Source organism: Bernardetia sp. ABR2-2B, assembly GCF_037126435.1.
GTDB lineage: Bacteria > Bacteroidota > Bacteroidia > Cytophagales > Bernardetiaceae > Bernardetia.
Genome location: NZ_CP147020.1, coordinates 1913143 through 1926529, shown reverse-complemented (window position 1 = coordinate 1926529; position 13387 = coordinate 1913143). Strand labels below are relative to the sequence as shown.

At 31.5% G+C, this 13387-nt stretch carries 10 protein-coding genes; 9 read left to right on the top strand and 1 reads right to left on the bottom strand.

Annotated features, from left to right (window positions below; genetic code table 11):
• Window positions 1-273: 273 nt before the first annotated feature.
• The gene (locus WAF17_RS08035; RefSeq protein ID WP_338768546.1) at window positions 274-3246 is read left to right on the top strand and encodes an AsmA-like C-terminal region-containing protein; all 2973 of its coding nucleotides are present in this window, start codon (window positions 274-276) and stop codon (window positions 3244-3246) included.
• Window positions 3247-3347: 101 nt separating this feature from the next.
• On the opposite strand, the gene WAF17_RS08030 is transcribed toward WAF17_RS08035, so the two are convergent.
• On the bottom strand, window positions 3348-4691 hold the full coding sequence (locus WAF17_RS08030; protein ID WP_338768544.1) for a dihydroorotase: 1344 nt from the start codon (window positions 4689-4691) through the stop codon (window positions 3348-3350).
• A 197-nt stretch (window positions 4692-4888) separates the two neighbouring features.
• On the opposite strand from WAF17_RS08030, the gene WAF17_RS08025 reads away from it, so the two are divergent.
• The 8 genes from WAF17_RS08025 (at window position 4889) to WAF17_RS07990 (ending at window position 13354) form a co-directional block, all read left to right on the top strand.
• Window positions 4889-5785 carry a DUF488 family protein gene (locus WAF17_RS08025; RefSeq protein WP_338768541.1) on the top strand — a complete coding sequence of 299 codons (897 nt, stop codon included), beginning with the start codon at window positions 4889-4891 and terminating at the stop codon, window positions 5783-5785.
• Window positions 5786-5787: 2 nt separating this feature from the next.
• Window positions 5788-6603 (top strand): hypothetical protein, encoded by an 816-nt coding sequence (locus WAF17_RS08020; protein WP_338768538.1) that lies wholly within the window; start codon window positions 5788-5790, stop codon window positions 6601-6603.
• Window positions 6604-6724: 121 nt separating this feature from the next.
• Window positions 6725-9451, top strand: a complete 2727-nt coding sequence (locus WAF17_RS08015) for a type ISP restriction/modification enzyme (protein WP_338768535.1) — start codon at window positions 6725-6727, stop codon at window positions 9449-9451.
• Window positions 9452-9516: 65 nt separating this feature from the next.
• Window positions 9517-10650: a M91 family zinc metallopeptidase gene (locus WAF17_RS08010; RefSeq protein WP_338768532.1), complete on the top strand. Its 1134-nt coding sequence runs from the start codon at window positions 9517-9519 to the stop codon at window positions 10648-10650.
• 1 nt (window position 10651) lies between these two features.
• The gene (locus tag WAF17_RS08005; protein WP_338768529.1) at window positions 10652-11137 is read left to right on the top strand and encodes a hypothetical protein; all 486 of its coding nucleotides are present in this window, start codon (window positions 10652-10654) and stop codon (window positions 11135-11137) included.
• 219 nt (window positions 11138-11356) lie between these two features.
• Window positions 11357-11821 (top strand): hypothetical protein, encoded by a 465-nt coding sequence (locus WAF17_RS08000; protein ID WP_338768527.1) that lies wholly within the window; start codon window positions 11357-11359, stop codon window positions 11819-11821.
• A gap of 5 nt (window positions 11822-11826) precedes the next feature.
• Complete coding sequence (locus WAF17_RS07995; protein ID WP_338768525.1) at window positions 11827-12264, top strand: hypothetical protein; 438 nt, start codon at window positions 11827-11829, stop codon at window positions 12262-12264.
• Entirely contained in the window at window positions 12254-13354 is a 1101-nt protein-coding gene (locus WAF17_RS07990; RefSeq protein WP_338768523.1) for a hypothetical protein, read from the top strand. Before WAF17_RS07995 ends, WAF17_RS07990 begins: the two co-directional genes overlap by 11 nt.
• Window positions 13355-13387 lie beyond the last annotated feature (33 nt).

Below are 13387 nucleotides of genomic sequence, written 5' to 3'. Positions count from 1 at the left end.
TCAATATTAAACCTATTCCAATTTTTATCAAAAATCAAAGCAATGATTTTTTTATAGAATAGTTCCACTTCCAAAGCATTCTTTCAATCACTAAGCTCTTCTACACATCCAAAAATTTGACTTCTCGCTTCTTATCTTTTAGAGTTGATTTATGACATGCCCTAAATTATTTTTTGAGTAAAATGATTATCTTTTTCATTATCTTTAAACTAAAATTCCATTTTTTCTCAAAAACGAGATTCCTCATTCTTCAAATACATTCGATAAATTAATATGAAAGTAGTAAAAAAAATATCTATCGCTATAATTGTCCTGTTAGTTTTGCTAGTAGGTGCAGTTTTTCTTGTTCCAGTTCTTTTCAAAGACCAATTAAAGGCTAAAGTAGAAAAGGTAGCTAGTGAGCAAGTCTTGGCAGATGTAAAGTTTGGAGATTTTGATATTTCTATCTTACGTCATTTTCCGAAATTGACTGTTCAATTAGAAGATATTAGCGTTGTCAATCGTGCACCATTTGAAGGAGATACACTTTTGGCAGCCCAAAATTTTGAACTGGCACTTAATTTTATGTCTGTTTTTGGCGATAAAGTAGAGATTCATAGTATTTATGCCGACAAGCCTCTTGTAAATGTGCGTGTTTTGAAAGATGGTAGAGCAAGTTATGATATTTATGAAAGCACAACAACAGAAGAAACCACAGAGGCAGATACAGCAGCCTTCGAAATTGGATTAGAAAAATGGAATATCACAGATGGAAGAATGCGTTATCAAGATGATACTTTAAAGATGATTGCTATTATTGATGGACTAAATCATACAGGAAGTGGAAATATTACAACTGATAAATATGATTTGAGTACAAATACGACGATTAAAGATTTGTATATCAATTTCGAAAAAGTAGCTTATATCAATCATAGACCAGTTTCTGCTGATGCGACCTTGGAAATGGATATGGCAAATATGAAATTTACTTTTAAAGAAAATGAATTTAAACTCAATGATTTGCCTTTGAAAATGGATGGGTGGCTTAGTATGCCCGAAAATACAGCTTCCATTATGATGGATTTGAGTTTTGAAACGCCTGAAACGAATTTTAAAAGTCTTTTATCACTTATTCCTCCAGTATTTTTGAAAGATTATGAAGGATTAGATGCAAAAGGAGAGTTTGTTTTTAAAGGAATGACAAAAGGAGAGTTTAATTCAGAAAAAGAATTGTATCCAGCCTTTGATATTACACTTTTAATAAAAGATGGATATTTCAAATATCCAGAGCTTCCGACAGCTGTTGATAATGTAAATGTTGATATGCAAGTTGTTAATACTACATCAGACCTCAATAATACAGTTATTGATATAAAAACATTCGGAATGAATCTAGGAGAAAATCCAATTAATGGAAAAGTCAGAGTTCAAGGTTTAGAGAAATATGATATTGATGCAAATATCAATGCAACAGTTAATCTTGCCGAACTTGCTGAAATTTATCCGATGGATAGCCTAGAAATAAAAGGAATGTACAATCTAAAACTTTTGGCAAAAGGAGTTTATGATGAAGTTCAAAACCGTATTCCTACCATTGATGCAGATATGACTTTAAAGAATGGCTACATAAAATCATTGGCTTATCCTGTGCCTATCGAAAATTTAGAAGTAGAAGCACATGCCAAAAACACCACTGGAATAATGGAAAATACTCGTGTCAATTTAGAAAAAATTACGATGCAAGTAGATGGAAAACCATTTTCTGTTATAGGACACACTGAAGGAGTTGAAAACCTTGTTTATGATTTGGCTATAAAAGGAGAATTAGATTTGGTTACCATTACCAAAATTGTTCCTTTAGATGATATGACCGTAACAGGTTTGATAAAGGCAGACATCGAAACAAAAGGCTCAACGGCTGCTTTAGATGCCGAAAAATATGATGAGCTTCCTACAAGTGGAGATTTGTCTGTTAAAGATTTAGTCTTTACAAGTGTAGATTTACCACAGGGAATGAAAATTACGAATGCAAAGGTCAGTTTTACACCTCAGCAAATGATTTTGGATTCGTTTCAAGGATTTTTAGGGAAAAGTGATATTGCGCTTACAGGTGGACTTTCAAATTATATCGCTTATGCACTTGCTATGGCAGGTTTTCAAGATGGAACGCCTATCATTCGTGGAAATATGAACCTTACTTCCAATCAATTCAATGTAGATGAATGGATGACCGAAGAAGATGACCCAACAACAGTAGAAGATGAAACTGGCGTAGTAGAAGTACCAAAAGATATTGATTTTACATTTAATGCAAATATTGAAAAAGTATTGTATGATAATATGCAGCTCAATAACATGCGTGGTTTGGTACGTGTAAAAGATGGAGAAGTCAGAATGGATAATCTCACTTTTGATGCTGTGGGTGGAAAGTTCCGTACAAGTGGTTTGTATAGTAGTAAAGATGTAGCTCGTCCTATTTTTTCTTTTGACTTAGATATTATTGAGGCAAATATTGGTGAGGCATTCAAAACATTTTCTACGGCGAAAGCTTTTGCACCACTAGCAGAAAGTTTGGATGGAAAATTTTCACTCAATAATTTTAATGTTACAGGGCTTCTAAAATCAGATATGATGCCAGATATGGAAACGCTTTCAGGTGGTGGAATGATGAAAATTGTTGATGCCATGATGAAAGATAACCCTTCTATCAATAAATTAGTTGCTGTTACTAATATGCCAAAACTCAAAAATAGCCGTTTGAAAGATGTAGTGATGCAAACTAAAATTGAAGATGGAAAGATGAATATTCAGCCTTTTGATTTGAATTTTGCAGGGTATAAATCTAAAGTTGGAGGAGCGACAGCACTAGATGGAGGAATTGATTTTCATTTAGAAGTTGATGTTCCGAAAGAAGAGGCTATTTCACTTGTTAGTAGTTTCGTAAAAATAAAACCAGAAGATATTGAAAATGAGAATATTCCGTTACTTTTTAATATTGGAGGAACATACGACAGCCCTAGCGTAGCAATGGATAATTCAGCTATTAAAGCACAGATAAAATCCAAAGCAACCCAAACGCTCAAAGAAGAAGCCACCAAGACAGGAAAAGATATTTTAGATGATTTCTTTGGAAATAAAGACGAAAGCGATTCTACCAAAACAACAAAAGCAGATTCTACCAAGACCACAAATCCAGTAGAAAAAGCAGCAGAAAATCTCAAGAACAAACTTAAAGGCTTGGGTGGTTTTGGAAAGAAGAAGTAATTTTTAGTGATTAACGTTTAATTATTAGTTATAAAAAAATCCATTATTTATTCTTTGAGTAAATAATGGATTTTTGTTTTGCTTTGACTGATAACTTCACGTTAGCTTCTCTCAAAACTAATTCTCATTCCTTTCTCGCTCTCATCAAACTCTCCATTTTGGTAAGCTAAATGCCCAGAAACAATCGTATGTGTAATAGTGGAGTCAAATGTATTTCCCTCAAAAGGCGACCAGTTGCATTTATATTCTAAATCTTCTTTTTTTACAATCGTCGGTTTTTCCAAATCAAAAAGTACCAAATCAGCAAAATAACCTTCTCTTACAAAACCTCTCTCTTTTATCTGAAAACAAATAGCAGGTGCATGAGCCATTTTTTCAGCTATTTTTTCTAAAGAAATTTTATGTTGTTTGTGAGCTTCCAAAAGCATTAAAAGGGAATGCTGAATCAGAGGAACACCAGAAGGAGCAGACCAATAATTATTTTGTTTTTCTTCCCATGTGTGAGGCGCATGGTCAGTTGCAATAATATCCAAACGGTCATCTAAAAGTCCTTCCCAAAGTGCGTCTTTATTCTGTGCTTCTTTTACAGCAGGATTACATTTTACTTGCGAACCTAATTTTTCGTAGTCCACAGCATCAAACCAAAGATGATGAACACAAACTTCTGCCGTAATTCGTTTTTCTGCTAAAGGAATATCATTTCTAAATAAGTCAAGTTCTTTTGCCGTTGAGATATGCAAAATATGCAAACGAGTATTGTATTTTTTGGCGAGTTCTACTGCTAGGCTAGACGATTTATAACACGCTTCTACGTTTCTTATCTCTGGGTGCAAACGCATCGGAACATCATCTCCATATTCTGCCTTTGCAAGTCTTTCATTCTCTCTTACAGTTGCTTCATCTTCACAATGTGTAGCAATGAGCATATCCGTTTGGCTAAAAATAGTTTCCAAAACCTGCCTATCATCAACGAGCATATCGCCAGTAGAAGAACCCATAAAAATTTTCAAACCACAAACATTATTCTTATCTGTCTTCAAAACTTCCTCCAAGTTTTCATTCGAAACGCCCATAAAAAACGAATAATTAGCGATAGAATCCTTTGCACCAATTTCATATTTATCAGCTAATAATTTTTGCGTCAGAGCCTGTGGTTTTGTATTGGGCATTTCCATAAAAGTAGTTGTTCCACCTTTTACGGCTGCTTTTGCTTCTGTATAAATTTGTGCTTTGTGTGTAAGTCCTGGTTCTCTAAAATGCACTTGGTCATCGATAACTCCTGCCATTGCATACTGCCCTTTTGCATCAATGACTGTATCAGCTTTTAGGCTTGACAAATCATTTTCGATACGGCTAAATCTTCCGTTTTTTATAAAAATATCTTTTTCTTCGATTTTTCCTTCGTTGATGAGTTTTGCGTTTAGAACTAAGATGGATTTTTTCATGTGTTTTGCTTGAATTAGTTTAAATTTAGATTATTCTTGCTTAAAATTAGAGAATAAAAAATATTCTTGCAAAACTGTATAAATTGTGTTTGGTTTTCTTCGCTTTGTCAAAATTGAAATAATATTAGTTATCTTTAGAAAATTTTAATAAATTGCTAATTAAATTAGCTGACTGTTTTTCAAAATTTGTTTTCATTATGTATTATCGTCGTAAATTGCTTCTATCTATTTTAGATATTTTTGAAGGAGAATTATCAAATACTTATCTACAAAAAGTTTTATTTCTTGTAACACGTTTACAAACTAAAAAATCTTATGATTTTGTACCTTACAAATATGGTTGCTATTCTTTTCAAGCAAATCAAGATTTAAATACGCTTTCGAAATATGGATTGATAGAAAAAGAAACAAAAAATAACCAATCTACTTGGAAGTTGATAGAGAATGATTCAATGGTTTATAAATTGAATAAAGAAGATAAGCAGTTTATATTAGATATAAAAAAAGAAATAGAATTTTTGCCCCTAAACAAATTAGTAAAACATACTTATATTAAGTACCCCTTTTTTGCTACAAAAAGTCAGATTGCTGAAAGATTATTATCTGATGAAGAGCTAAAAAAAGTAAATGAACAAAAGAGAAATTATAAAGAGCAAAAAGTGTTTACAATTGGTTATGAAGGTGTTAGTTTAGAAAAATATCTCAATAAATTAATTATTAATGATGTAAAGCTACTTTGTGATGTTAGAAAAAACCCATTGAGTATGAAATATGGATTTTCAAAAAACCGTCTTAAAAGTGCTTGTGAAGCTGTAGGAATCGAATATTTACATATTCCACAATTAGGAATTGTATCTTCTAAAAGACAAAAATTGAACAATCAGAAAGATTATGATATTTTATTTAAAGAGTATGAAAAAACAACCTTAAAAGAAAATAAAGAGTATTTACTTCTGATAAACGATTACATAAATGAATATTCTAGAATTGCACTTACTTGTTTTGAAAAAGAGGTTTGTATGTGCCATAGAGGAGTTGTACTGAAGAATATAATAAATCAAGAAAACTGGGACATTCCTCATCAAAATCTATAAATATGGCTATTGAAAAAGTATTAATAACAGTAAAAACCTATCCTACTATTTCTGTAAAATATGACGAATTAGTATGTACAGCAGGTTTCAGAGAAGACGGAACATGGATACGTATTTATCCTATTCAGTTTAGAAAAAAATCATACAAAGACCAATACAAAAAATATGAATGGATAGAAATAGATTTAGTCAAAAATACAAGTGACCCACGTCCAGAAAGTTATAGACCTCATTCTGAAGATACAGAAATAAAAAAAGTAGGAGAAATCCTAGCAGATGGTAATACGTGGAAAAAACGTAGAGAAATAGTATTAAAAAACGTTTACACAGATTTGTCTATTCTAATTGGAGAAGCTAAAGATAGGGCTGTATCTACATCTTTAGCTGTTTTTAAGCCCACAAAAATTCATAAGTTTATTTACGAAAAAGTAGAAGATGAATGGGATTCAAGAAAATTAGAAGCAATGAAGCAAATGAATTTATTTGGAAGTGTAAAAAATGACAATTTTAAAGTAGTAAAGAAACTGCCTTACAAGTTTTCTTATCAATGGGAAGATAGTAATGGGAAAACCACAAAAATGATGATTGAGGATTGGGAGATAGGACAACTATACTGGAACTGTCTAAAAAGACATGATGGAGATAAACTAAAGGCTTGTAAAGATGTTGAGAAGAAATATTTTGATTCGTTTGCTAAGAAAAAAGATATTTATTTGTTTTTGGGAACAACTAAAATTCATCATTATAGAGCTTCCAATCCTTTTGTAATCATTGGTGTTTTTCCTCCTAACCCAATTACTCAAGGTAGTTTGTTTTGATAAAAACTCTACGCTCTTCGACAAACAAACAATAAAACTCATTAAAAATAGAATAATCTTTTGTAGTTTTGTTCTTAGATTTTAAAACCAAAATGAGACAGAATTAAAGGAGTAGTTTTTAATGAAGTTTGAGAATAAAAATATAGAAATCCCTACCTTTTTTGCTATTGATAATTTGATAGCATCTTTGCAAGACGAATTTGATAAAAATAAAATTCGTCAGACTTCTGCTTATCGTTCTTTGGGTGCTTTTGCTTCTCAGTTTCATAGTCTGCCTGATGAGAATTTACTCAAAACGGCTATTCTATCACATCAAATTGTATTTCCCTTAGTAGAAAGTCTATTTTTTACGGAAAGCTCTACACCATTAGAAAATAACTTTTTTATAAAAAAAGATACTGTCTTTCAAAAACTAGATGCTTTTTCTGTTTTTTTTAAGAATGGATTTTTAGAACAATGGAAAAAATACTGCCTGTCTTTAAAAGAAATTTCTACTAGTCTTTCTAAGACTAAAAAAGAACAAATTATTGTCCATTGGCAACGCAAATTTGAAGTAGGTGTTGCTCCTTTAGAGTTTGCAAGTTTTATTCAGCAATCTATCGCCAATCTTGAAGCTCCTTCACTTTATCAAGGTACTTTTTTTCAAGATATTCAGCCTTCTGTCGGTCAGTCTTATACCTGTACACTTTCTATTTGGTCATATTATTTATGGAAAGTTAGTCTAAATAACAACTCTAATAATTCACAGCCTATCTTTTGGGCAAACGCAGCCTACTTTGTGGATGTGCCGAAACAAACATTACTTTTTGGCTCACAGGAAAGTGAAGCACAAGAGTTTTACCGTTCTATTGATGCTCGTTATCATATCATTGTCGGAAATTCTTTCAAAACTAGCCAACAAAATCAATTTATTTTTAGTGAAAATAATAAAGATAAAGGAAGTAGCAAAACAAGTCAAGAGGTTGATTTTGCTGCCATCGATAACCGTGTAATGGCAGCTTATACACCTATTTATGAAAAAAATGCCTTTTCTCCTGTGCCTTTGCGTTTTGTACGTTGGGCTACTGATAGGCTTACCGAAAAAGGCGTTATTGCTGTTTGGCTTCCCTCTGTTGTTTTACATGCGCCTACCTATGAAGGTTTTAGAAAGAGAGTACAAGCCGAATTTGATAGCATTTATGTAATGGATTTGGAGTATAAAAATGTAGAAAAAGAAAGCCAAACCAATATAATTGAAGAAAAATCAGAATTATCAAAAAATGAAAAAGACAATACAAAGGCTTTTAGTGGAAAAGAAAATGAGTCTGCATTGCTTTTTTTGGTTAGAAAGAATAAAAATAATTATTCAAATGGTTTTCGCTTGGCTCATTTGCGTTCTCAATGCCCTGTTTATTATTGGAAACCTACCAAAAACTTCAAATCATTAAAGAATTTTGGAGAAGCTCTTTCACGCACACAATTTCAAAATCTATCGTTCAAAAAAGTAAGTCAAGCTGTAAATTATTGGATTGCACTTCCAGAAGATGATTTTTTAGGTTTTATGCCTCTGTCTCACAAGGCTACCCAAACAGCACAGTTTGCAGATGAAGAAACAGCACTTTTCAAATGGGCTTCTCCTGCACTTCTGACGGCTAGAGACGAATGGATGTATGATTTTGATAAAGATAATTTAGAAAAAAAAGCAAGTTATTTTAGTCAGATTTATGAAGAAGAACGCAAAAAGTGGCATAATTCTGACCAAAAAGAATCGTTACAAAGTTTTTTAGGAGTAAAGTCAGAAATAAAGGAAGCCAAAATAAAATGGAACGCAGAGCTTATTCAAAACCTCAAAAGAAATTTAGAAACAAATTATGATTCTTTCAAGGTTAGGGAAGCTTCTTATCGCCCTTTTGTAAAGCAGTTTGTATATGTAGATGAGGTAATTACACATCGTCCCTATCAGCAATTTCGTTTTTTTCCACTTCAAAAAGAGCAAACTCCAAATCCGACTATTTGTGTTACAGTTCATAAACAAGTTCCATTGGTAGTTCACGCTACTAATTTTATTCCCGATAATGGTTACGGTGCAAGAGCAACGCACACATTTGCCAAATACTTTTTTGATGAAGAAACAAATGAGTTTAAAGAAAATATTACGGATTGGGCATTAGAGCAGTTTCGTCATCATTATTCTTCTAAGGCTGTAAAATTTAAGGCAAAAAACTTTAAGGAATTAAAGAAGAGTTTGCAGTCTATGAAAGACAATCAAGTGGAGGCAAGAACCTTGACAAAAGATACCATTTTTGCTTATATCTATGCCGTTTTGCACTCACCAGAATACCGTAAAAAGTACGAAAAAATACTCCATACCGAACTACCACGAATTCCGATGTATGAAGATTTTTGGAAGTGGGCAACGTGGGGAGAAAAATTATTAAATCTGCATCTCAATTATGAAGAGGCTATTATTTATCCTTTAGAGCGAGAAGAAAAGATAGAGACGAACAGCCGTTCGTCTGAAAAAGTAGAGGTGGACAGTTATCCATCCGAAAAAAAATCTAAGAAAAAAGCCATTCTAAAAGCTGACAGAGTTCGCAGTTTAGTTTGGATTGATGAAACAACCTATCTGAAAAATATTCCAGAAGAAGCATGGCATTATCGTTTGGGTGTGCGCTCTGCTTTAGAGTGGGTTTTGGAACACCATAGCGAACGAAAATTGAGAGATAAAACTGTCAAAAAAGCTGTTGAAGAAGGAGTTTTTACCACTTATTCTTTTGATAATCAAAAAGAGAGGCTAATTGAGCTTTTGAGAAAAGTGTGTAGAGTGAGTGTCGAAACGGTGGGGATTTTGAGGGAAATGGAGGAGTAATAAATCATAATTTTCTCATTTCCAATAATCTAGCTATATTTGAGTCTACAAAAAATCATATCTTTATGAACTACAAAATATTCGTTTTTGCTTTGCTAGTAGGTGCAACATTTCTCTATGGATGTTCTAGCAAAGAAAACAATAATAAAACTACTTCTAATCTTGAATTTGGAAAAGAAAACACGCAGTTTCGAAACACAGAAACTAAAAACCAAAGTCCTTATGCGATGTTTGGAGATAGCTCTTTTGTTTTGATGAGTGAAGCTGAGAGAAATGGAAAGCATAGCCTTGATATTAAAAATGGAAACGTTGCAAAAATAGAATTGGACTTGTATTTGGGTAGAGTGCGTACCTTTGATGAAAAAGATAATCTAATAAAAGAGACATTTCTTGATACTGATAACTTTGCTCGTTTCTTGAGTATAGATAGGTTAGCACATAAATATCCAGATTTAAACCCTTATAACTTTGTAGGTAACAATCCGATACGAAATATTGATCCAAATGGAGATAGTATTGTCGTTACTACAACTTCTACTATAACTCTAGAGGATGGTTCTACAACTGGAAAAAATGAGAGATGGTTTTATGATAAAAATGCTAATGGAGATTTTGCTTTTATAAGTTCAGAAACAGGAGAAACATACTCAGGTAATGACAGTTTTGTTCTTGAACTAACTGCATCGCTTGGCAAACTTAGAGAAGGAAATAGGGGACGTTCTTTAGTAGAAGGGCTTACATCTATTTCTGAAATTATAAATATTATATCAACTAGTGGAGGTAGTGCTGCAGATATGAAGAATGGCACTTATGTCAAGTGGAATTCAGAAGATGTTTTTACAGGTGCAGATGAATTTGGGATTACGGAAACTAAAAATTATGTCATGCTAGGTCATGAGTTAGCTCATGTAGAAGATATTAAGAACGGAACTATAAATAGAAATACTTGGACAAGAGTTCTTACTGCTAACGGTCAAAATAAAAGTATTCCGTATGCTGAAATATATGCCACTCACGTTGAAAACATGATAAGAAAAGAACAAGGTTTACCTCTTAGACAATATTATTCAGTAGGAGCAGATGGCACAAATAATGAAGATACTCGTATATTAGACAATGGTCAATCTTTGTATTATAGAAATGATGGAAGTACAAATTTTAACTCAATAGGAAGACCTAAAAATAGATATACTTACTGAGATGAAACAAAAAATAAGAATTATTATAGTGCTATTTTTCTACCTTTTTTCTTGTAAAAAAGATTTTAATTATCTAAATAGATTATCATATAATATAAAAAATAAAAAAATTGAACAAAAAATATTAAAAATAAATTATAATTATTTTCACAAAGTTAGGCTAAGTCTTTTTAAAGAATTAGAATCTAAAGCTTTCTTAAAGAGTGATACTTTATTTTTGTTAGAAAGTTTTGAAGATGAGAATGGACGATTTTTTACTTCCATTTGGAGTTATAGTGATACTATTAATTATGTTTATTTCAAAGAAAAAGGTGAAATTGCAGATATATGTCGGTTTTCAAATGAAACTATACATCTTACTTCATCGTGGGATATAGAAAATTTGAAGAAAAAAAATAGCTCTTATCCATATACTTTAGTATATGCTACTAGAATTATTCAATCCCAAAATAATATAGATGTTATATCATTTCCAGTATTTGATTAAATTAAAAATTAATGATTTTTATAAGAGTTAAATTAATACTTGTTACGTTTTTTTTCTTGTTTTCTTGTCAGACAAAAACACAAGAAAAAGAAACTATTAGTAAAGCAATAAGGTTCTCTGACAATTTTTGCACCTCGCTAATTTTATCCGAATTTACACCTATTTTGAAAGTTAAAAGTCGTCGGTGGGGACACCGACAACGGCTTAAACAAAAAATAAATGGAATCCAGAGTCAGATCATACTCACAAAAAACGAAAATAATATTCTTTTTTTTACTATTATCTCTTTGTCAAATAGCTTGTCACCCAGATTGTGCTACTAAGTATAAAAAAAGAAAAATTTTATACACCTTAACATCTAGAAAAGGAATAGTTGGTTTCACACCTAAGTACAGTTACCATGCTAAACCTAGCGAAGATATTATTCTCAACTTAAAGGAAGGAGAAGCTTATGAAGCTAGAATATATGGTGATTATACTACTGATTCCTTTATTAAATACAAGGTATTTCTAAATTTAAAGCTCAATAATGAATTTATAAGCAGTAGCAAAATAGATAATAGATATTTTTGGGGAATTACGATTACTCCTAAACAGAGTGGAAATTATCTATTTGAACTAAGACAAGATTCTAAATCAAAACCTTTATGTTACAATATTATTGTGTTTATCAAAGATAAATAACTATCATGAAGCCTTTATTTTTATTATATATTTCTCTATTTATATTTGGTTGTTCGATAAACAAACAGTGTAAAAAAGAGTATATTAATGACTTAAGGAGTGTTTCTCTCCCTTCTAGAAGAGTTGTGTATGATAGTAAAGAAATATACGATTTTTATTTCAAGCCTTTTGCAGAATGGGATATTGATTTAGATAGTGGAAAAGTATATTCTATATCTATGTACGACTATACTACATACAATAAAAGACTCAGTAAAGGAACATATTTAGAAGTAATAAAGAATGATTCTGTAATCGTAACTACTAAAATAAATGATAAGTATTATACAGGATTAAGATTTACATCAAGCTCAAAAGATAAATATACTTTAAGATTGCGAAAAGAAAGAAAGGTCAAAAAATTATGTGTAAATGTAAAAGTATTCGTGAAATATGAAAATTAATTATTCTTATATTATACTGTTTTTGTTCTGCTTTTCCTGCTCTCAAAATATTGAAGAAAAGAAAACAGAAACTGAATCTATTAAAACAATAGAAACTAAAATAGAAAAAACTATTTCTAAATTTCAATTTGATTCTTCTGTTGTTCATACAGATAACAAATATTACAATCTTGCTTTTCAAGAAATTAATCAAATGCTTTTGGATAAAATCCCTCTTGACTTCAAACGAGCTGTTTTTTTGGTAGAATGGGCATATTCTGGAGGAGAGTTAGATTATACAGAATTTTGTAATCAGATAGATAAAATAGCAAAAGACCTAAACAAGTTTGTGGCAGCAAAAGGGATTTCTACTTATAAAACAGCAGGAAATTATGCTCTTTTTGAGTTTTTTACAAAACCTCACAAAATGAATAATTATAAGCCTTATACGTATGACTTTGAAGATTTTTATGGAGAAAAAGACCATAGAAGTATGTTTGTTTCTAAACTCTTAAAGACACATGAAGGACAATGCCGTTCGATGCCTATTTTATATAAGATTTTAGCAAATGAAATAAAAGCAAATGCTTATCTAGCTCTCGGACCCAATCACATGTACATCAAGCATTTAGACGAGCAAAATAAATGGGTAAATATAGAACTTACCAACGGCAATTTTTCATCAGATAGTTGGATGATTTCTTCCATGGATATTTCAGCAGAAAGTATCAGAAAAGGAATTTATATGAAAGAGTTAAGTCCAAAAGAAGATATTGCTTTTTGTTTGAAAATGCTAGAAACAGCTTATGAAAGTCAGTACGGTTATTCAAAATTTGGTTTGGCTTGTTTGGATACTTCTTTAATTTATTTTCCCACTTGTATTCCTAGTTTGGCAGCAAAAAGCAATACATTACGACATTTTGGAGTTGCTTTTCAGAAGAAAAACGGTAACTACGAAAATGCTTGGTTGAAAGAAAACTATCGAAAATTCAAAGAAGTAAATGCTAAAATGGAAGAATTAGGTTTTAGAGAAATGAGTCCAGAAAAGTATGAAGCGTGGGTTAAATCAATGGAAGCCGAACGCAGTCAGCAATTAGCAAAAATGAAATAATTCTATTTCTAAAAAAGCATACAAAAACCAAAA

Coding starts and splice junctions, on each gene's coding strand:
- WAF17_RS08035 (WP_338768546.1), top strand. CDS start 274: ATGAAAGTAGTAAAAAAAATATCTATCGCTATAATTGTCCTGTTAGTT.
- WAF17_RS08030 (WP_338768544.1), bottom strand. CDS start 4,691: ATGAAAAAATCCATCTTAGTTCTAAACGCAAAACTCATCAACGAAGGA.
- WAF17_RS08025 (WP_338768541.1), top strand. CDS start 4,889: ATGTATTATCGTCGTAAATTGCTTCTATCTATTTTAGATATTTTTGAA.
- WAF17_RS08020 (WP_338768538.1), top strand. CDS start 5,788: ATGGCTATTGAAAAAGTATTAATAACAGTAAAAACCTATCCTACTATT.
- WAF17_RS08015 (WP_338768535.1), top strand. CDS start 6,725: ATGAAGTTTGAGAATAAAAATATAGAAATCCCTACCTTTTTTGCTATT.
- WAF17_RS08010 (WP_338768532.1), top strand. CDS start 9,517: ATGAACTACAAAATATTCGTTTTTGCTTTGCTAGTAGGTGCAACATTT.
- WAF17_RS08005 (WP_338768529.1), top strand. CDS start 10,652: ATGAAACAAAAAATAAGAATTATTATAGTGCTATTTTTCTACCTTTTT.
- WAF17_RS08000 (WP_338768527.1), top strand. CDS start 11,357: ATGGAATCCAGAGTCAGATCATACTCACAAAAAACGAAAATAATATTC.
- WAF17_RS07995 (WP_338768525.1), top strand. CDS start 11,827: ATGAAGCCTTTATTTTTATTATATATTTCTCTATTTATATTTGGTTGT.
- WAF17_RS07990 (WP_338768523.1), top strand. CDS start 12,254: ATGAAAATTAATTATTCTTATATTATACTGTTTTTGTTCTGCTTTTCC.